At 67.8% G+C, this 17926-nt stretch carries 19 protein-coding genes; 10 read left to right on the forward strand and 9 right to left on the reverse strand.

Annotated features, from left to right (window positions below):
• The first annotated feature begins 4 nt into the window (after window positions 1-4).
• Both ACVK00_RS08820 and ACVK00_RS08825 read left to right on the forward strand, forming a co-directional pair.
• Entirely contained in the window at window positions 5-562 is a 558-nt protein-coding gene (locus ACVK00_RS08820; RefSeq protein ID WP_175707319.1) for a helix-turn-helix domain-containing protein, read from the forward strand.
• Window positions 563-708: 146 nt separating this feature from the next.
• The gene (locus ACVK00_RS08825) at window positions 709-2055 is read left to right on the forward strand and encodes a glutamine synthetase family protein (protein ID WP_354123270.1); all 1347 of its coding nucleotides are present in this window, start codon (window positions 709-711) and stop codon (window positions 2053-2055) included.
• A gap of 71 nt (window positions 2056-2126) precedes the next feature.
• Here ACVK00_RS08825 and ACVK00_RS08830 read toward each other — a convergent pair whose 3' ends face one another.
• The 6 genes from ACVK00_RS08830 to ACVK00_RS08855 all read right to left on the reverse strand — a co-directional run bounded on the left by ACVK00_RS08830 (window position 2127) and on the right by ACVK00_RS08855 (window position 7847).
• Window positions 2127-2615 (reverse strand): hypothetical protein, encoded by a 489-nt coding sequence (locus ACVK00_RS08830; RefSeq protein ID WP_284895404.1) that lies wholly within the window; start codon window positions 2613-2615, stop codon window positions 2127-2129.
• A 147-nt stretch (window positions 2616-2762) separates the two neighbouring features.
• On the reverse strand, window positions 2763-3287 hold the full coding sequence (locus ACVK00_RS08835) for a GNAT family N-acetyltransferase (RefSeq protein WP_284895403.1): 525 nt from the start codon (window positions 3285-3287) through the stop codon (window positions 2763-2765).
• Window positions 3288-3365: 78 nt separating this feature from the next.
• Window positions 3366-3755: a lysozyme inhibitor LprI family protein gene (locus tag ACVK00_RS08840; protein WP_006751380.1), complete on the reverse strand. Its 390-nt coding sequence runs from the start codon at window positions 3753-3755 to the stop codon at window positions 3366-3368.
• 49 nt (window positions 3756-3804) lie between these two features.
• Complete coding sequence (locus ACVK00_RS08845; RefSeq protein WP_284895402.1) at window positions 3805-4566, reverse strand: N-acetylmuramoyl-L-alanine amidase family protein; 762 nt, start codon at window positions 4564-4566, stop codon at window positions 3805-3807.
• A gap of 147 nt (window positions 4567-4713) precedes the next feature.
• Window positions 4714-6333, reverse strand: a complete 1620-nt coding sequence (locus ACVK00_RS08850; protein WP_284895401.1) for an FAD-dependent oxidoreductase — start codon at window positions 6331-6333, stop codon at window positions 4714-4716.
• Entirely contained in the window at window positions 6333-7847 is a 1515-nt protein-coding gene (locus ACVK00_RS08855; protein WP_284895400.1) for a polyamine aminopropyltransferase, read from the reverse strand. Before ACVK00_RS08855 ends, ACVK00_RS08850 begins: the two co-directional genes overlap by 1 nt.
• A gap of 136 nt (window positions 7848-7983) precedes the next feature.
• Here ACVK00_RS08855 and ACVK00_RS08860 point away from each other — a divergent pair, with 136 nt between their 5' ends.
• From ACVK00_RS08860 to speD, 5 genes are read left to right on the forward strand one after another with little or no spacing between them, the layout of a single operon-like run.
• The gene (locus ACVK00_RS08860; RefSeq protein WP_011659258.1) at window positions 7984-8370 is read left to right on the forward strand and encodes a DUF350 domain-containing protein; all 387 of its coding nucleotides are present in this window, start codon (window positions 7984-7986) and stop codon (window positions 8368-8370) included.
• 26 nt (window positions 8371-8396) lie between these two features.
• Window positions 8397-9458: an SPFH domain-containing protein gene (locus ACVK00_RS08865; RefSeq protein ID WP_284895399.1), complete on the forward strand. Its 1062-nt coding sequence runs from the start codon at window positions 8397-8399 to the stop codon at window positions 9456-9458.
• A 9-nt stretch (window positions 9459-9467) separates the two neighbouring features.
• On the forward strand, window positions 9468-10988 hold the full coding sequence (locus ACVK00_RS08870; protein ID WP_284895398.1) for a DUF4178 domain-containing protein: 1521 nt from the start codon (window positions 9468-9470) through the stop codon (window positions 10986-10988).
• Window positions 10988-11134, forward strand: coding sequence for a hypothetical protein (locus ACVK00_RS08875; RefSeq protein ID WP_164714756.1), 147 nt, complete (start codon window positions 10988-10990; stop codon window positions 11132-11134). Before ACVK00_RS08870 ends, ACVK00_RS08875 begins: the two co-directional genes overlap by 1 nt.
• Entirely contained in the window at window positions 11131-11508 is a 378-nt protein-coding gene (gene speD / locus ACVK00_RS08880) for an adenosylmethionine decarboxylase (protein WP_012366536.1), read from the forward strand. Before ACVK00_RS08875 ends, speD begins: the two co-directional genes overlap by 4 nt.
• A gap of 7 nt (window positions 11509-11515) precedes the next feature.
• Here speD and ACVK00_RS08885 read toward each other — a convergent pair whose 3' ends face one another.
• Entirely contained in the window at window positions 11516-11968 is a 453-nt protein-coding gene (locus ACVK00_RS08885; protein WP_006751370.1) for a type II toxin-antitoxin system RatA family toxin, read from the reverse strand.
• Between the two features lie 185 nt (window positions 11969-12153).
• Between ACVK00_RS08885 and ACVK00_RS08890 the strand changes: the two genes are divergently transcribed.
• Window positions 12154-13194, forward strand: a complete 1041-nt coding sequence (locus ACVK00_RS08890; protein ID WP_175710258.1) for a bifunctional nicotinamide-nucleotide adenylyltransferase/Nudix hydroxylase — start codon at window positions 12154-12156, stop codon at window positions 13192-13194.
• Between the two features lie 74 nt (window positions 13195-13268).
• Complete coding sequence (locus tag ACVK00_RS08895; RefSeq protein ID WP_284895397.1) at window positions 13269-14702, forward strand: nicotinate phosphoribosyltransferase; 1434 nt, start codon at window positions 13269-13271, stop codon at window positions 14700-14702.
• A 51-nt stretch (window positions 14703-14753) separates the two neighbouring features.
• Here the strand turns inward: ACVK00_RS08895 and ACVK00_RS08900 are convergent, their stop codons facing one another.
• Window positions 14754-16211, reverse strand: coding sequence for an aminotransferase-like domain-containing protein (locus tag ACVK00_RS08900; RefSeq protein WP_229050712.1), 1458 nt, complete (start codon window positions 16209-16211; stop codon window positions 14754-14756).
• Window positions 16212-16338: 127 nt separating this feature from the next.
• Between ACVK00_RS08900 and ACVK00_RS08905 the strand changes: the two genes are divergently transcribed.
• Entirely contained in the window at window positions 16339-17226 is an 888-nt protein-coding gene (locus tag ACVK00_RS08905; protein WP_165753506.1) for a DMT family transporter, read from the forward strand.
• Between the two features lie 58 nt (window positions 17227-17284).
• Here the strand turns inward: ACVK00_RS08905 and ACVK00_RS08910 are convergent, their stop codons facing one another.
• On the reverse strand, window positions 17285-17902 hold the full coding sequence (locus tag ACVK00_RS08910) for a hypothetical protein (protein ID WP_012366530.1): 618 nt from the start codon (window positions 17900-17902) through the stop codon (window positions 17285-17287).
• Between the last annotated feature and the right edge of the window lie 24 nt (window positions 17903-17926).

A 17926-nucleotide genomic window follows, 5' to 3' on the forward strand; every position in this document is an offset into this window, starting at 1 on the left:
CAACATGAACGAACAGGAAGAGATAGAAAGTCTGGCGATCCTGATCCGCGACCTGCGCAAGCATCGCAAGGTCACGCTCAACGATCTCGCGGAACGGATCGGCCGCTCGGTCGGCTTTCTGTCGCAGGTCGAGCGCGGGCTGTCGCGCCCGACGGTGGCCGATCTCACCGCGATCGGCGAGGCGCTCGGCGTGCCGACCACGTATTTCTACAGCCTGAGCAAGCCGCGCGGCGTGCCGTGGGTCACGCGGCCCGACGAGCGGCGCACCGTGTATTACGCGGCCGGCATCACGGACATCCTCGTGTCGCCGAACATGCGTTCGCGCTTCTCGATCCTCGAGAGCCATCTCGCACCCGGCGCGAACAGTGGCGAGCGCTCCGTCGACGACAGCGACGAGCAGGGCGGCTTCGTGCTCGAAGGCGAGCTGACGATCTGGATCGACGGCGACGACACGCCCGTCACGCTCGGCCCGAACGACGCGTTCCAGTTGCCCGCGCACCAGCGGTTTCGTTACGCGAACCTGGGCGACACGCTGACGCGCGTGATCTGGGTGTTCACCTGAGTCGTCGGCGCGGCGGCGTGACGCGCCGTCACGCCGTGCCACCGATTTGCAGTACTGATCGACATCGGGCATGTAAGTGCCGCATGCCGATGGGTCCGGTTCGCCGCGATGCGGCACCGCCATACAAGACATGGAAAGGATGAGACATGGCTGACGTCGTTCCCGTGCTGGTCGATGAAGTCCGCGCATTCCGGCAGGCGCATCCCGAGATCCGTTATGTCGACCTGATCTGCCTCGACCTGCCGGGCCACTTCTACGGCAAGCGCTATCCGATCGATGCGCTCGAAAAGGTCGCGGCCGGTGCGCTGCTGAAGCTGCCGCAGAACTGCGTGCTGCTCGGCACGCAGGGCGGCCTCTACAAGATCGGCGATTACTGCTTCAACGACGGCGACCCCGACGCGCCGCGCCGCCTGATTCCCGGCACGCTGAAGCCGGTGCGCTGGGAGCGGCAGCCGCTCGCGCAGATGCTGATCAGCTCCGACGGCACCGATGCGCCGATCGAGTTCGAGCCGCGCGAGGTGCTTGCGCGCGTGCTGCGGCGCTTCACGGCGCGCGGCATCCGGCCGGTCGTCGCGTTCGAACTCGAGTTCTATCTGTTTGCCGCGCAGCTCGCGGACGGGATGCCGCAGTATCCGCGCGACCGCCTGAGCGACGATCGCGACGATCAGCCGAACATGCACATCGAACGCCTGTCGCGGTTTTCCGACGTGCTGCACGAGATGGTGGAGGCGGCGTGCGAGCAGGGTGTGGACGCGACGGTGATCACGGCCGAGCTCGGGCCCGGCCAGTTCGAGATCAACTTCGGCCATACCGACGATGCGTTGCGCGCGGCCGACTGGTCGGCGCTGTTCTGCCGCAGCACGCGCGGCGTCGCGTTGCAGCACGGCTATCGCGCGAGCTTCATGGGCAAGCCGTACCTGCATGCGCCGGGCAGCGGCATGCATGTGCACGTGAGCCTGTACGACGATGCGGGCCGCAACCTGCTCGCTGCGGACGGGCAGCGGCCGCTGCTGCATGCGGTGGCGGGCTGCCTCGCGCTGCTGCCGCACTGCATGCCGGTGTTCGCGCCGAATCACAATGCGTTCCGCCGCTACGGATCGATGGTGAACGCGGCGAGCCGTGCAAGCTGGGGCTTCGAGGATCGCGACGCGTGCATCAGGATTCCGGAATCGGATGCGCGCAATCTGCGCATCGAGCATCGGCTCGCGAGCGCGGACGCGAATCCGTACCTCGTGCTCGCGGCGATCCTGGCCGGGATGGAGCACGGACTCGACGCACGGATCGAGCCGATCGCGCCGCTCAACGACGATCGCGGCAGCGGGATCGATTTTCCGAAGGAGATGCTGTCGGCCGTCGCGGCGATGCAGGATCACGCGGCGGTGCGCGACGGGCTCGGCAGCGAGTTCGCGATGGTGTATTGCGAGAACAAGCGGCAGGAGGAGCTGGATTTTCGCAACGAGATCGGTGCGCGGGAGTATCGGTGGTTTCTGTGAGCGCATGACGCGTGACCCCGCAGCGGGTCACGCGCGATCGGCGCGCGTCGCGTCGTTGCGATCGAATGCGCTCAATACGCGGACAGCGGGTTCCAGCGATTGCCGTCTTTCACGTCGATGGACGCCGTTGGGACCGGCGTCATGATCAGCAGTTCGGTCGGGCGTACCGACCAGACGACGGCGATCAGCGTCGAGTCGTCGACCGACGTTCCGTTCAGGTAGAGGCTCATGCCCTTGACGTTGGCTTTCATCACGCTCCAGTCGACTTTGTTCAGGCCGTCGATCGCGAGACGATAGAAGAAGTCGTAGTGGTCGTAGGCCGTTTGCACGTCCGTGCCGGTGCTGAAGAACCAGCCGTTCTCCTTGTTCTTGTACATGCACCAGCTTTGCGCCTGTTGCGCGAGCGTGCCGGCCGTGACGAGCGTCACGAGGTTGCTTCTCGCTTCGTCGACGGTCTTCGCCCGCCACGGCGTGAAACCGCCTGCTGCCTTGACGTCCGCCGGCGTGCGGCCGGGTTTGCCCGCGTGGGCGTTGTCTTCACCACGATATGCGTATTGCATGATGTGCCTCCGGTTCGATATCGGTCGGTCTGGATGTGTCCGCGATGGGAGTGGACACAAGCACGATATCGGCGTCGAAAGCGGGGGAAAATGGACCGAAGGTATGCGGGGCGTTACGGGGAGGGCGGCACGGGAGGCATGGCCCGGCTACGGTAGCGCACGCCAGTAGCGGACATCTTCGATCGGCACGCCGTCGATCTCGAACGTCTTGATGTCGCGCTCGGCGACGAAGCCCTCGCGTTCGTAGAACGCCTTCGCGCGACGATTTTCGACCAGCACCCACAGCGACACCCATCCATGGCCGGCGTCATGCAGCGATCGGCACGCGTGAGCGATCAGCGCGGCGCCGATTCCCTGTCCGCAATGCGAGGGATGCAGGTAGATCGCTTCGACCTCGCCCCAGGTGGCGTCCTTGTCGGCGTCGCGTGTCGGGCCATAGGCGATCCAGCCCGATGGCTTGTCTTCCGTGAAGGCGAGCGCGACACGCGGCCGCCCCGAATCGAGCGCATTGCGCCAGGCGGCGGTGCGCTGTTCGACCGACAGAGCGGCGAGGAATGGCGCAGGCATGATGCCCGGGTAGGTCGCTTGCCACGATGCGACGTGGATGTCGGCGATGATCGGCGCGTCGGCGGACGTGGCGGCGCGGATGTCGATCGTCGTATTCGGTGCCATGCGTACTCCGCAACGAATATGGCGGGATAGCGGGTGCCGCGCCACGAAGCGATTCACGGCACGACACCCGCGCAGCGCTTACTCCCCGAGCTTCGCCGTCACGCACCCCGTGCTCGAGCATTCGCGCTCGCGTTCGCGCAGGAACGACAGGCGCGATTGCGTCGCGTCGATCGCGCACTGGAGGTTCACGAGGTAGCCGTCGTCGCGCGTTTCGCTGCAGCGGTCGTCGCGCTGCTTCATCCACGCGAGCTGGCTCGTCTTCAGCTTCGCCTGCTGGTCGCCGCTCAGGTGCTTGCGCACGCGGCCGTACTGATCGTTCAGTTCGCGGTCGAGCTGCGAGAACTCGTTGCTGCTGCAGTACACCTGATCAAACGCGCTGCGCGGTTTCCCGCAGCCGGCCGCATGCGCGGCGAACGGAACGGCAAGCGCGAGCAGCGCAAAGGATGCAAGCAGATTCTTTTTCTTCATGGTGGGGCTCCTCTGGGTGAAAACCGTTGAAATCGACCGGCGCCAGCCGCTACCTGGCCGCCGTACACGCATCGATCCCGCCCGCGATCGCGGTGGCGAGACGCTGGATCGTCTCGCGCTGCGCGAGACGCTTTTCCTCGTCGGGATTGACGATCACGCCCGCCTCGACCAGCACGGCCGGAATCGGCGCGGTGCGCAGCACGACGAGATCGTCGAAGCGATGGATGCCGAGTTGCGGATCGATCAGCGGACGGTTCTCGCCCTTGATCGGCTGCGCGTGATACAGCGACGGCCGTTCGCCGGCCGCGATCAGCCGCTCGGCGATCGACTTCGCGCAACGCAGGCTTTCCGCATAGTGCGGATTGCGCTCCGACACGAACACGGCGAAACCGCGGAATTCGCGTTGCCGCCCCGCGTCGATGAATTGCTGCTGCATCGAATCGTGATGGATCGACACGAACAGGTTCGCGTCGGGCGCCTGCGTCGAACGCTGGTCGAGCGTGATCTCGCGGCCGTCGGCCGACGTGCGCAGCACGCGATCGCCGTGCGTGGCGAGCTTCTCGGCGACGGCGGTGGACAGGTCGAGGTTGTACCGGTATTCGACGCGGCCGCTCGCGCCGGTTGCACCCGGATGGGCCGGCGTATGGCCGGTGTCGACGACGATGTAGCGGCCGGACGCGGGCTGCGCGTCCGGGCTGGCGGCATAGGCCGCATGCAGCGCCGGCGGCGCGGCCAGCAGCGGGGCGCACGCGAGCAGGCGCGCGGCGGCGCGAGCGAACGGGCGAAGGCGTCGAACGGTTCGGTGTGTCATTGTTGTTGTCGAGGAGGGCATGCGGCGCGGCGAATAGCGCGCACCGTCGGCCTGCTCAATGCAGTCGGAATGTCGCGCGATTATAGCGGTTGCCGGCGGCGCCGCAATGACGGAATGAGCACCGCCGCGTGCGCCGGCAGCCGGCGCTCAGGCGAGCACGCGCCGGGCCGCGAGCATGCCCCAGTACGACGCTTCCTCGAACAGCGACAGCCCGGACAGGTCCGCATGCGCGAACACGACGGGGCCGTCGGCCTCGCGCAGCGCGAGCAGCCCCGGCCGGCTCAGGAAGCCCACGTCGGGTGTCGCCATCGCGTGACCGCGCACGGTGATTTCCAGCGCGCTCGCATGCTTCCACAGCTCGCGTCCGTACACGGCCTGCAGGTCGATCGCCGCCTGCTCGCGCAGCGCGTCGGGCTTCGCCTGCGCGAGCCAGCGGCGCGTGTCGTCCGGCGTGCGCGTGCTCAACGCCTGGTAGGCGGAGAACACCGAGCGCGTCGGCGGCGACATCCGGATCAGCTGGTGCGTCGACACGACATAGCCGAGCCCCGCGCCGTCGTAGACGACGTTGTCCCACGCGAGCGGCACGCCGGTTTCCTCGGCCGGCATCCCGTCGAGCAGGAAGTTGGACACGAGCCACGGCGCGCGCGGCGGCAGGTCGCGCGCGGGATCGAAGCCGTACGCGTGAAGCTGCGGAAACACGCGCGCCGCGACGAACAGCGGCATCGCGCTGACGACGCGCCGCGCCTTCAGCGTGAAGGTCGACAGCGTACCGTCGTCGGCGATGCGCGCGCACAGCACGTCGACGCCGCCCGCGCGCTCGGTCGCGCGCACGGCGAAGCCGTCCCGCGACCACGCGTTCGAACCGGTGCGCGCGGTGATCGAATCGCTCAGCTTCGTCACCATCGCATGCAGCCCGTCGGGCCAGGTCAGCACCGCGCCGTCGCTCGCGTTGCGCGCGTGGCCGCCGCGTGCCGAGAAATAGTGGAGCCCGGCCCACGCCGACACGTGCTCGTAGCCCGCGCCGTAGTCGTCGCGGCAGCAGTAGTTCAGGTACCAGTGCAGCGCGCTCGCGGTGTAACCCTCGTCGAGCAGCCACTGTTTGAACGAGCGCCGGTCGAGCGCACGCCAGCGCGCGTCGCGTGACGATTCCGCGATCGGGATGCAGAACACCTTGCGGCCGTCCGCGCCGCGCGCGGTGCGCAGGCCGTCCGTGTACGCGAAAAAGCGCGTTTGCTGTGCGAGGGCGTCGGCGTCGAGGCCGGTCGCCGGCACGATGCCGTCCTGCCACTCGCCGCGGATGAACAGCCGTTCGTCGGGCGCGTGCACGAGCACGCGCTCGTCGTACACGGGTTGCGCGGAGAACGGCGCCGACTCGATCACGCCGAGATCGGCGAGCATGTCGCGCAGATGCGCGGATTCGAGCGACGGCAGCGGCAGGTAGTGCGCGCCTTTCGGATAGCCGAGCTCGCCGAAGCGGCCGCCGGCCGCATTGCCGCCGAATTCCGGGCCCGCGAGCACGACGAAGCGCGTGTGACCGGCGCGCGCGAGCTGCCACGCGCACGACAGGCCGGCCGCGCCGGCGCCGAGAATCGCGACGTCGGTCTCGATCGTGCCGGACGGCGGCGGCAGCGCCGCGTGGTCGCGCAGCGCATGGCCTTCGCGCATGCCGGGGTAGCCGACGCGCGGCGTCGTCTCGATCCAGCCGGTGCGGCCGCACGCGGCGAGCGACGCGGCGGCGGACGCGACGAGGAAGGTGCGGCGATCCATCAGCGCAGCACGTGCTTCCAGTCGTCGTCGAAGCGGCGCACGAGCGGCTGGTCGTTGAGTTCGTTCGGCGACATCGGCCGCGCCGGCATGTCGGCCGGGAAGTGGAACATCTCGACGGCCGTCTGCGCGTCGAGCCAGCGCGTCGGCACCGAATAGCGCGTCGGCACGGTGAAGTCGCGGCGCTTGCCGGCGATCACGAAACCCCAGTCGCCGAACGACGGCACGTAGCAGTGGTACGGCCACGTGTTGAGCCCGGCTTCGTGCAGCGTCGCGACGATCGTCCAGTACGCGTGCGGCGCGAAATACGGCGACGTCGACTGGATCACCGCATAGCCGTTCTCCGACAGGTGGCGCGCGAGCAGCCGGAACACCGGCACCGAATACAGCCGGCCGAGCCCGAAGTTGGTCGGGTCGGGGAAGTCGACGACGATCGCGTCGTACACGTCGGCGCTCGCTTCGAGCCAGCGCACCGCGTCGGCGTTGATCACCTGCACGCGCGGGTCCTTCAGCGAACCCTGGTTCAGCTTCACGAGCGGCACGGAGGTCGAGAACAGCTTCGTCATCGCCGGATCGAGATCGACGAGCGTGATCTGTTCGAGGTTGCGGTGCTTGAGCAGTTCGCGCACCGCGAGGCCGTCGCCGCCGCCGAGCACGAGCACGCGCTTCGCCCACGGCAGCGCTTCGATCGTCGGATGGATCAGCGCCTCGTGATAGCGATGCTCGTCGCGCGACGAGAACTGCAGGTTGCCGTTCAGGTAGAGCCGCACGTCGTCGTGCCACTGCGTGAGCACGATGCGCTGATACGGCGTCGTTTCCGAATAGACCGTCTCGTCGCCGTACACGCCGTGTTCGGCCCAGTGCGTGATGCGGTCCGACAGCGCGAAGCCGGCGACGAGCAGCCCGATCACGAGCGAGGCGCGCATCAGCTTGCCGCGCACGTTGCGGATCTCGTCGCGGAACAGGTGCGTGGTCCACAGCGCGACGAATGCGTTGAGCAGCCCGAACAGGAAGCTCGTGCGCAACAGGCCGAGACGCGGCGCGAGCACGAGCGGGAAGATCAGCGACACGGCGAGCGAGCCGAGATAGTCGAAGGTCAGCACCTCGCTGACGGTATGGCGGAACGCCTGGCGGCGCTGCTGGAACGCACGCATCACGAGCGGGATCTCCATCCCGATCAGCAGGCCGAGCGCGAGCACGAGCGCGTAGAGCGCCGCGCGAAACGGCGCGGCGAGCCAGCCGAACACCGCGAACAGCAGCGCGGCCGACACGCCGCCGAGCAGGCCGACGAGCAGCTCGATGTCGACGAAGCGGTCGAGCACGTCGTCGTCCTCGACGAACTTCGCGAGCCACGAGCCGATCCCCATCGCGAACAGGTAGCAGCCGATCACCGACGAGAACTGCAGGATCGAATCGCCGAGCAGGTAGCTCGCCAGCGCGCTGCTGATCAGTTCGTAGCCGAGCCCGCACGACGCGAGCACGAGGATCGACAGGACGAGCGCGCGCTTATGCAGCATGGCGCGTCCGTTGTGCAGTGTTCGTCAATGTGGATATACTGGCGCGGCCATCCGTGGGGCGGCCGGGCGCGGGGCGGCGCGCCATGGGCCGACCGGAGAGGGGGCGGCGAAGCGAGCACAAAATCCGAGGAAAAGAATGAATAGTGCCTATCTTTATGCGGTCCATTTACTGTCGGCGTTCGTGCTGCTTTTTGTGTTCGCGGCAGTGTACCTGAAGGTCACCCCGTTCGACGAACTGGCACTGATCCGCGACGGCAATCCGGCCGCGACGCTGTCGTTCGGCGGCGCGCTGATCGGCTTCTGCCTGACGCTCGCCTCCAGCATCGCGCACAATTCGACACTCGGCGAAGTCGTGCTGTGGGCCATCGGCGCGATGGCCGTGCAGCTCGTCACCTATGCGGTGCTGACCCGCCTGATTTCCGGCATGAACCATGCGATCGAAGATCGCAACGTCGCGATGGGCGGCCTGATGGGCACCGCGTCGCTCGTCGTCGGCATCATCAATGCCGCCTGCCTGACCTGACGCGCCACGCGTTCGAGGAGACCAACATGAGTCTGGGTTCGTTTATCCGCAAGCAGTTCATCGACGTCCTGCAATGGACGGAAGACACCGACGGCGTGCTGGCCTGGCGCTATCCGATGGAAGACCAGGAGATCCAGTACGGCGGCCAGCTGACCGTGCGCGAAACGCAGGTCGCGATCTTCGTCAACGAAGGCAAGGTCGCCGACGTGTTCCAGCCCGGGCTGTACAAGCTGGAAACGCGCACGCTGCCGGTGCTCACCTACCTGAAGAACTGGGACAAGTTCTTTCAGTCGCCTTTCAAGTCGGACGTCTACTTCTTCAGCACCCGGCTGCAGCTCGGCCGGCGCTGGGGCACCGCGCAGCCGGTGACGATCCGCGATCGCGAATTCGGCTTCGTGCAGCTGCGCGCGTTCGGCATCTACTCGTACCGGATCGTCGATGCGGCCGCGTTCCACCGCGAGGTGAGCGGCACGCGCGCGCAGTACACGGTCGACGATCTCGAACAGCAGCTGCGCAACCTGGTCGTCACCGCGATGAGCACGACGTTCGGCTCGGCCGACGTGCCGTTCGTCGACATGGCCGCGAACCAGACGCTGCTGTCGCAACGGGTCGCCGAGGCGCTGGTGCCGGTATTCACGCGCTACGGTCTCGCGCTCGATGCGTTCGCGGTCGAAAGCGTGTCGCTGCCGGCCGAGCTGCAGAAGGCGCTCGACCTGCGGATCGGCGCGGGGATGGCCGGCGATCTCGCCCGCGCGACGCAATACCAGACCGCGCAGGCGATCCCGCTGGCCGCGCAGAACCCGGGCGGCATCGCGGGAGTCGGCGCGGGGCTCGCGGCCGGCGCGGTGATCGGCCAGGCGATGGCCGGCCAGATCGCGGGCGCCGCGCACGCGGCGCAAGCAGCGCCGCCCGCGCCCGCCGCGGCACCGGTTGCGGCCGCGCAGCCGGCCGCACCGGCCGCACCGTCCGAAGGGACCGACTACGTGCAGCGCCTCGAGCAGTTGAAGGCCCTGCTCGACAAGGGTCTCGTGACCGAAGAAGACTATTCGCGCGCGAAGGCGGAAATCCTCGCGAAGCTCACCCGGTAAGCGTCACGCATGTTCAGTACTTCGTGCCCCCAGTGCGGCGCGCCGGTCGAGTTTCGCTCGGCGGCGGCGGTGATGGCCGTCTGCGCGTTCTGTCGCAGCACGCTGCTCAAGCGCGGCGCCGACGTCGAACGCATCGGCGAGCTCGCCACGGTGCTCGACGACGCGTCGCCGATCCAGATCGGCACGGCCGGCCGCTACGGCAAGCGCACGTTCACCGTGCTCGGCCGCATCCAGATGACCTACGACGCCGGCACGTGGAGCGAGTGGTACGTCGTGTTCGACGACGGCGCGTTCGGCTGGCTGTCGGATGCGTCGGGCCAGTACGCGGTCACGGTGCGCGAGCCCGACGATGCGTCCGGCGGCGCGTGGCCGGCGTTCGGCACGCTCGAACCCGGCATGCGGATCGATCACGGCGGCCGCGCGTATCTCGTGTCCGACGTGCGCACCGCACGCTGCACGGGCGGCGACGGCGAGTTGCCGTTCCGTGTCGATGCGGGCTGGGAGGCGCGCGTCGTCGACCTGCGCACCGGCAACGCGTTCGCGACCTACGACTATTCCGACGCCGATGCGAACGGCGGGAGCCCCGCCGTCTATACGGGCGAGGCACTGGAATTCGACGCGCTTGCGTTCACCGGGCTGCGCGATGCCGAAACCGATACGCGCGAGAAACTCGGCGCGGCGATGGTGCCGTTCGCGTGCCCGAGCTGCGGCGCGCCGCTGTCGTTTGCGCCGAACCTCGCCGACTACGTCGTGTGCGGCAGCTGCCACGCGGGCGTGCAATGCACGGCCGAGCAACAGACTGTCTTCGCCGCGCAGCGCAGGCTCGATGCGGTGAAGGGCGCGCTGGAGCTCGGTGCGACCGGCATGTTCGACGGCGTGAAGTACACGGTGATCGGCATGATGCGTTGCCGCGTGCCAGGCGACGACGAGACGTGGGACGAATACCTGCTGCTGAACCCGAAGCGCGGTTTCCTGTGGCTCGTGCAGAGCGAAGGGCGCTGGGAGCGCGTGCAGGTGCTCGATCACTGGCCGACGATCGGCGGCGAGTCCGACGTGACCGATGACGGCAAGACCTATCGGCTGCGCGAGACGTACGACTCGGAAGTGGTGTACGTGGTCGGCGCGTTCAACTGGCGTGTACAGATCGGCGATCGCACGTCGATCGTCGATTACGGCTGGCAGAAGGACAAGCTCACGCGCGAGCGCAGCGCCGCCGAGATCGTGTGGTCGCGCGCGCGCCCGCTGTCGGCCGGCGCGCTCGCCGAACGCTTCGCCACGCCGGCGCTCAAGACGGCGGCGGTTGCGTCCGCAACGGGTTCGGCCGGGAAGTCGACGGGCTTGTTCGATGCAAAGTACCCGCACAGCTTCGCACCGCTGCCGTTCGTGTTCAGCGCGTTGCTCGTGATCTTCAACATCGGCTCGCTGTTCTCGTTCAGCGGCCGCTCCGTCTTCGTGCTGGTCGGCCTGCTCGTGCTGTGGCTGCCTGAATGGCTGTGGAAAGGCTTCGCATCGGATGGGGGCAACAGCTGATGCGTCACATCCTCTATGGACTCTACGGGCTGATCGTCGTCACGTTGTTCAGTTGCACGTCGCTGGGCGGCGTGAGTTCGGTCGGCAGCGGGTGGGGCAGTTCGTCGGCGCGCAGCGGCTACTCGTCGTACGGGTCGCACAAATGACGGCGCGCGAGTGCATCGCCCCGCCGCGCGCGACGCTCGGCTCGCACGTGCTGGCCGATCTCGCCGGCATCGACGCGGCACTGCTGCGCGATGCGGCGCGGCTCGAAGCGATTCTTGCCGACGCCGCGCAGCGGGCCGGCGCGCGCGTGATCGGCGCGCACTTCCATCATTTCGGCGGCGAGCACGGCGTGACGGGCGTCGTGCTGCTCGCGGAGTCGCACATCACGATTCATACGTGGCCGGAGCATGGCTTCGCGGCCGTCGACGCGTTCATGTGCGGTGCGGCGCGCGCGGCCGATGCGGTCGACGCGATTGCCGCCGCGCTCGGCACGCACGCGCAGGTCCGGCAGCAGGTCGCGCGCGGCGTCGCGTGAGCGGCGCTCAGCGCGGCAGCGCTTCGGCCTCGGCCCAGCGCTTGAACGAGTCGAGACGCCGGCGCGTGTGCACGAGATAGAACGCGCCGATCAGCGGTTCGAGCAGCCAGCGCAGCCACGCCGGCTGCGCGCGGAAGTGGTACGTGAACTTCACTTCGGTCGTGCCCGGGGTGCGCTCGGTGAAGTTCCAGCTGCCGCTGAAGCGTTCGAGCACCTTCGGCCCGTCGATCATCTCGACGGCCGCGACCTGCGGCGGACGGTACGAGATGTAGCGCGATACCATCGTCGCGCCCGACTGGCTGCGACAGAACGCGTCGACGCCGACGTCGGCCGTCATCCCGTCGGGCAGATAGGCGTCGGCGAGAAAGCTGTCCCACACGAGCCGCCGCGCGTAGTCCTGCGACCATGTGAAGAGGCGCCTGCGATCGACGCCGACGATCCGACTCACTGAAATTCTCATGATGGATGGCGGGCGCACCGGCGCGGATTAGGATGAAATCGAGTGTAACGCGCCAAAACCGCGCGTTTCGTCAGACTTCGTCAAGTCGAGCGCAGGCTCGATTGACCTTCTCCGGGAATTCCCCTACGATCGATTCCATGCCTTCGGGAAAGACCCGAAGCGTTTCAATCTCTTGAGGGAGCCTCATGAGTACGCAACAGAACCGGCGCTTCGACGCGCTCGTTTTCATTGGTCGTTTCCAGCCTCCGCATCGCGGTCACCTAAACGTGCTGAAGTCGGCACTGAGCCGGGCCGAGCGCGTGTGCGTGCTGATCGGCTCGACCGACAAGCCCCGCACCATCAAGGATCCGTTCTCGTTCGACGAGCGCCGCCAGATGCTGGCCTCGCTGCTCGATGCGTCCGAACGCGAGCGCGTGACGATCGCGCCCGTGCAGGATTCGACGTACAACGACGGCGACTGGGTGCGCTGGGTGCAGGATGCCGTGGCCGCCGCACTCGGCAGCATCGCACAGCGCAAGGTCGGGCTGATCGGTCACGAGAAGGACGCCACGTCGTATTACCTGCGGATGTTCCCGCAATGGGAGCTCGTCGACGTCGATGCGACCGAAGACATTTCCGCAACCGAAATCCGCGACCAGTATTTCGCCGAACGCACCAACAGCTTCGTGCAATGGGCCGTGCCGGAACCCGTGTTCGGCTGGCTCGAGCGTTTTCGCACGCAGCCGGAATTCGCGCAGCTGAAGGCCGAGGCCGAGTTCATCGCCGCGTATCGCAAGGCATGGGCGGCCGCACCGTATCCGGTCACGTTCGTGACGGTCGACGCGGTGGTCGTGCACTCGGGCCATATCCTGCTCGTGCGCCGGCGCAGCGAACCGGGCCGCGGCCTGTGGGCGCTGCCGGGCGGCTTCGTGGAGCAGGACGAACGGCTCGACGCGGCATGCATCCGCGAACTGCGCGAGGAGACCGGCCTGAAGCTGCCGGAGCCCGTGCTGCGCGGTTCGATCAAGGATCGCCAGGTGTTCGATCATCCGACCCGCTCGCTGCGCGGCCGCACGATCACGCATGCGTGCCTGTTCAACTTCCCGACCGGCGAGCTGCCGCGCGTGAAGGGTAGCGACGACGCCGACAAGGCGCGCTGGGTGCCGCTCAACGAATTCGCGCAGATGCGCAACGTGATGTTCGAGGATCACTTCGAGATCGCGTATCACTTCCTGGGGAAGCTGTGATCCGCTGATTCCCCGGATACCGGTCCGCTGCGACAGACGCGGCGGCACTTCAACGGCCTAGAGGAGCTCTAGCCATGCAAAACGATCCCGGCGGCTTTGCCGCGGTTCTCGCCAATCCGATCCTCAACACGGATTCGTACAAGGCTTCCCACTTCCTGCAATATCCGCCCGACGCGCAGGCGATGTTCTCGTACGTCGAATCGCGCGGCGGCCGCTACGACCGCACGCTGTTCTTCGGCCTGCAGATGCTGCTGAAGGAATATCTGTGCCGGCCCATCACGCACGCGATGATCGACGACGCGCGCGACTTCTTCGCGATGCACGGCGAGCCGTTCAACGAGGACGGCTGGCGTCATGTCGTCGAGCACTACGACGGCTACCTGCCCGTGAAGATTCGCGCGGTGCCCGAGGGTTCGATCGTTCCGGTGCACAACGTGCTGATGACCGTCGAATGCGACGATCCGAAGGTGTTCTGGCTCGCGTCGTATCTCGAGACGATGCTGCTGCGCGTGTGGTATCCGGTGACGGTCGCGACGCGCAGCTGGCACCTGCGGCAGACGATCCGCCACTTTCTCGAGAAGACCGACGACGATCTCGCCCAGTTGCCGTTCAAGCTGCACGACTTCGGCGCGCGCGGCGTATCGAGCGCGGAATCGGCCGCGATCGGCGGCGCCGCGCACCTCGTCAGCTTCATGGGTTCGGACACGGTGCTCGGCGTGCTGGCCGCGAACCGCTTCTATCGCGAGCCGATGGCCGCGTACTCGGTGCCGGCGGCCGAGCACAGCACGATCACGTCGTGGGGGCGTGAGCACGAAGCCGATGCGTACCGCAACATGATCAGCCGCTTCGGTCTGCCCGGCGCGATCGTATCGGTCGTGTCGGACTCCTACGATCTGTTCGCCGCGCTTGAAATGTGGGGCGGTCCGCTGCGCCAGGCGGTGATCGATTCGGGCGCGACGCTCGTCGTGCGTCCCGATTCAGGCGACCCGGTGACGATCGTGCTGCAGACCGTGCGTGCGCTCGACGCATCGTTCGGTTCGACCGTGAACGGCAAGGGGCGGCGCGTGCTGAACCGCGTGCGCGTGATCCAGGGCGATGGCGTCGACGAGCTGTCCATCGGCGCGATCCTCGCCGCGCTCGACGACGCGGGCTATGCGGCCGGCAACGTCGTTTTCGGGATGGGCGGCGCGCTACTGCAGCAGGTGAATCGCGATACGCAGCGCTTCGCGATGAAGTGCTCGGCGATCCGGCGCGACGGCGTTTGGCACGACGTCCGCAAGGATCCGGTCACCGATCAGGGCAAGCGCTCGAAGAAGGGGCGGCTCACGTTGCTGCGCAATCGGCGCACGGGCGAGTACCGGACAGTCGCGCTGCCGGTCGCGTGGGACGATCGTGCGCTGGAAGGCGAGTGGGACGACGCGCTCGAAACGGTGTTCGACACGGGGCGGATGCTGGTCGATACGACGTTCGCCGAGGTGCGGGCGAGGGCGCACGCGGCGGAGCAATGAGGGCAATGCGGGCGGCGGCGGGGCGGTCATTCGCCCCGCCGCCTTCGGCGTTCATCGTTGGTCGGCCAGTGTGCGGCCGCTGCGTTCCGCCGCCCGCGCCGCGTCCATCGCCCGCGCCAGCGCATCGAATACCGCCGGCCCCTTGCAGCGCGACACGTTGAAGCGCATGAACGACGTCGCGCTGTGCGACGCGCTGAACACATCGCCTGGCGCGAGCACGACATCGTGATCGAGCGCATGACGCGCGACCCGCGCCGCATCGAGCCCGTCCGGCAGCTCCGCCCACACGAACAGGCCGCCGCGCGGCTCCGTCCAGATCCCGAGCCCGGCGCGCGCGAGCCGCCGGATCGTTTCGCCCATCGCATCGGCCAGTTGCGCACGCAGGCTGTCGAGATGGCGCCGGTACGTGCCGTCGACCAGCAGCCGGTGCACGACGTTCGCGCCGATCTGCGCGTTGCCGAACGACGTCGCGAGTTTCAGGTCGACGAGCGCGTCGATCCACTCCGGGCGTGCGGCGACATAGCCGCAGCGGATCGCGGCCGACAGCGTCTTCGAGAAGCTGCCGATCGACACGACGCGCGACAGCCCGTCGAACGCCGCGAGGCGCGGCGCGGGCGTGCTTTCGAAATCCGCGAAGATGTCATCCTCGACGATCAGCAGGCCATGCTCGGTCGCCAGCGTCAGCAGCCGGTGCGCGACCGGCGGCGCGAGCGTCGCGCCGGTCGGGTTGTGCAGCGCCGAGTTGGTGATGTACAGGCGCGGCCGGTGCTCGGCAAGCACCTGTTCGAAGCGCGCGAGATCGGGGCCGTTCGGCGTGTACGGCACGCTGACGATCCGCGCGCGATGCGCGCGCAGCAGCGCCTGGAAGTTGAAGTAGCACGGATCGTCGAGCACGACGGTGTCGCCCGGCTCCAGCAGCAGCCGGCACACGAGATCGAGCGCATGCGTGCCGCCGTCGGTCAGCATGATCTGCGCGGGCTCCGCCTGGACGCCGTGCTGCGCGAGCCGCCATGCGAGCTGCTGGCGCAACGCGGGTAGCCCGAGCGGCGTCGCGTAGTCGGTCAGCGCGTCGGGTTCGTCGCGCGATACCGCGCGCAGCGCGCGGCGCAGGCTCTCGTCCGGCAGCCACGACGACGGCAGCCAGCCGCAGCCGGGCTTCACGGAGTTCGGCGCCGCCTCGAGCGACTGGCGCGACAGCCACAGCGGATCGAGTTCGCGATCGAGGCGCGGGCCGAGCTCGGCGAGCGCGAGCGGCGGCGCGTGGCCTGACACATAGAAGCCGGAGCCGCGCCGCGCGACGAGCACGCCTTCGCTCGCGAGCCGCTCGTAGGCATCGACGACGGTCGATTTCGACACGTGCAGCCCATCGGCCATCATCCGGATCGACGGCACGCGTGCGCCGGGCATCAGCGCGCGGCTCGCGATCCGCGCGCGCAGCGTGTCCATCACGGTTTCCACGCGCGTGCGCGACGGCGTGGGCGGAGCAGGGCTTTGCACGGAACGGCTCATGGCGAGAAGGAACTGTACGGCCGGTTGTCCAGTACAGTTTGTCCGAATTGTATTGGGCTGTAGCTTACGCGCTTTTCGCGCACGGCGGATCATCGGTCATCCCCCCATTTTTCGACCAGGATTTCCCGTGCAAAAGACGACCGACGGATGGCTCAGCGGCCTGCTGGGCGTGATCATCTTCAGTGGCTCGCTGCCGGCGACGCGTGTCGCCGTGCAGGGGCTCGATCCGCTGTTCCTCACGTTCGCGCGCGCGACGATCGCCGGCGTGCTCGGCCTGATGCTGCTCGTCGCGCTGAAGCAGAAGCGGCCGACGCGCGCCGAGACCGTGTCGCTCGTCATCGTCGCGCTTGGGGTCGTGGTCGGTTTTCCGTTGCTGACCGCGCTCGCGCTCAAGCATGTGACGTCCGCGCATGCGATCGTGTTCGTCGGGCTGCTGCCGCTCGCGACCGCGTTGTTCGGCGTCTGGCGCGGCGGCGAACGGCCGCGGCTGCCGTTCTGGATCTTCTCGCTGGTCGGCAGCGGCGCGGTGGCCGCCTTCGCGCTGCGCAACGGCGGCAGCGCGTCGGTGGTGGGCGATGCGCTGATGCTGGCCGCGATCGTCGCGTGCGGGCTCGGCTATGCGGAAGGCGCGCGCCTGTCGCGCCAGCTCGGCGGCTGGCAGGTGATCTCGTGGGCGCTCGTGCTGTCGCTGCCGGTGATGCTGCCGCTCACGGGGTTCACGTGGCCCGCGACGTTCGACGGCGTCGACGCCGCCGCGCTGTGGGGGCTCGCGTACGTGTCGCTGTTCAGCATGCTGATCGGTTTCGTGTTCTGGTATCGCGGCCTCGCGCTCGGCGGGATCGCGGGCGTCGGCCAGCTGCAGCTGCTGCAGCCGTTCTTCGGCTTCCTGCTCGCGGCCGGGCTGCTGCACGAGACGGTGCCGCCGTCGATGCTCGTCGTGACGGTCGTGGTCGTCGCCTGCGTGGCGGGTGCGAAATATTTCTCGAAGATGGCGCCCGTGCAGCGCGCGGGCTGACGCGCGTGCGCGCGACGACGTGACGGGTGCCGCCCGTTCGCCGTCGCGCGTGCGCGGCTTACCCCATCACCACGTTCGCGAGCCGGAACTGGTACGCGGTCGCAGTCGTGCCGCCGCCGCCGCCCGTCATCACGATGTCGGCTCGCTTGATCCCGAGCAGCGACAATTCGGTGTTGATGTCGGACAGCACGGCCGAATTCATCACCGCGCCCTGTTCGATCTGCGACGCGGTGCCGATCCACAGCGTCGGCTTGAACTCGAACACGGCCTTCTGGCCCGGCACGATGCCGGTCTTGTGCGCGAGCAGCCGGTTGTCCTTGAAGACCGACGCGGTGATCGCACCCTGGCTCAGGTCGTTGCGCAGCTGGATCTCGCGCGACGTCGGCGCCGGGCCGGCCAGCGCGAGCACGTTGCCCGACGTCGAGCGCGACACGTTGAAGAGCTGTCCGTTGTCCGCACGCTTTTGCGGCATGTAGTTCCCGTCGGCATCGCTCGCGGAGACGGTCGTCAGCATCGGGAACACGAACGGATGGTTGTCGCCGCGTCCGCAGTTGGTGATGACCTTCCACGCGATCGCGAGCTCGTCGAAGTCCGTCGACACGTTCTTCTGGAAGATCACGATCTGGCTGTTGTTGACGTCGTTCGACAGGTTGACGAAGTTGAGATTGATGTCCATGAGTCACCTTGATTCGATTCGGAT

Source organism: Burkholderia sp. PvR073 (assembly GCF_054055695.1).

What these genes read in the sequence shown, in the direction of transcription:
- ACVK00_RS08860 (WP_011659258.1), top strand. Translation starts at nt 7,984, where the DNA reads ATGAATAGTGCCTATCTTTATGCGGTCCATTTACTGTCGGCGTTCGTG.
- ACVK00_RS08870 (WP_284895398.1), top strand. Translation starts at nt 9,468, where the DNA reads ATGTTCAGTACTTCGTGCCCCCAGTGCGGCGCGCCGGTCGAGTTTCGC.
- ACVK00_RS08885 (WP_006751370.1), bottom strand. Translation starts at nt 11,968, where the DNA reads ATGAGAATTTCAGTGAGTCGGATCGTCGGCGTCGATCGCAGGCGCCTC.
- ACVK00_RS08900 (WP_229050712.1), bottom strand. Translation starts at nt 16,211, where the DNA reads ATGAGCCGTTCCGTGCAAAGCCCTGCTCCGCCCACGCCGTCGCGCACG.
- ACVK00_RS08850 (WP_284895401.1), bottom strand. Translation starts at nt 6,333, where the DNA reads ATGGATCGCCGCACCTTCCTCGTCGCGTCCGCCGCCGCGTCGCTCGCC.
- ACVK00_RS08845 (WP_284895402.1), bottom strand. Translation starts at nt 4,566, where the DNA reads ATGACACACCGAACCGTTCGACGCCTTCGCCCGTTCGCTCGCGCCGCC.
- ACVK00_RS08875 (WP_164714756.1), top strand. Translation starts at nt 10,988, where the DNA reads ATGCGTCACATCCTCTATGGACTCTACGGGCTGATCGTCGTCACGTTG.
- ACVK00_RS08820 (WP_175707319.1), top strand. Translation starts at nt 5, where the DNA reads ATGAACGAACAGGAAGAGATAGAAAGTCTGGCGATCCTGATCCGCGAC.
- ACVK00_RS08835 (WP_284895403.1), bottom strand. Translation starts at nt 3,287, where the DNA reads ATGGCACCGAATACGACGATCGACATCCGCGCCGCCACGTCCGCCGAC.
- ACVK00_RS08830 (WP_284895404.1), bottom strand. Translation starts at nt 2,615, where the DNA reads ATGCAATACGCATATCGTGGTGAAGACAACGCCCACGCGGGCAAACCC.
- speD (WP_012366536.1), top strand. Translation starts at nt 11,131, where the DNA reads ATGACGGCGCGCGAGTGCATCGCCCCGCCGCGCGCGACGCTCGGCTCG.
- ACVK00_RS08855 (WP_284895400.1), bottom strand. Translation starts at nt 7,847, where the DNA reads ATGCTGCATAAGCGCGCGCTCGTCCTGTCGATCCTCGTGCTCGCGTCG.
- ACVK00_RS08865 (WP_284895399.1), top strand. Translation starts at nt 8,397, where the DNA reads ATGAGTCTGGGTTCGTTTATCCGCAAGCAGTTCATCGACGTCCTGCAA.
- ACVK00_RS08910 (WP_012366530.1), bottom strand. Translation starts at nt 17,902, where the DNA reads ATGGACATCAATCTCAACTTCGTCAACCTGTCGAACGACGTCAACAAC.
- ACVK00_RS08890 (WP_175710258.1), top strand. Translation starts at nt 12,154, where the DNA reads ATGAGTACGCAACAGAACCGGCGCTTCGACGCGCTCGTTTTCATTGGT.
- ACVK00_RS08825 (WP_354123270.1), top strand. Translation starts at nt 709, where the DNA reads ATGGCTGACGTCGTTCCCGTGCTGGTCGATGAAGTCCGCGCATTCCGG.
- ACVK00_RS08895 (WP_284895397.1), top strand. Translation starts at nt 13,269, where the DNA reads ATGCAAAACGATCCCGGCGGCTTTGCCGCGGTTCTCGCCAATCCGATC.
- ACVK00_RS08840 (WP_006751380.1), bottom strand. Translation starts at nt 3,755, where the DNA reads ATGAAGAAAAAGAATCTGCTTGCATCCTTTGCGCTGCTCGCGCTTGCC.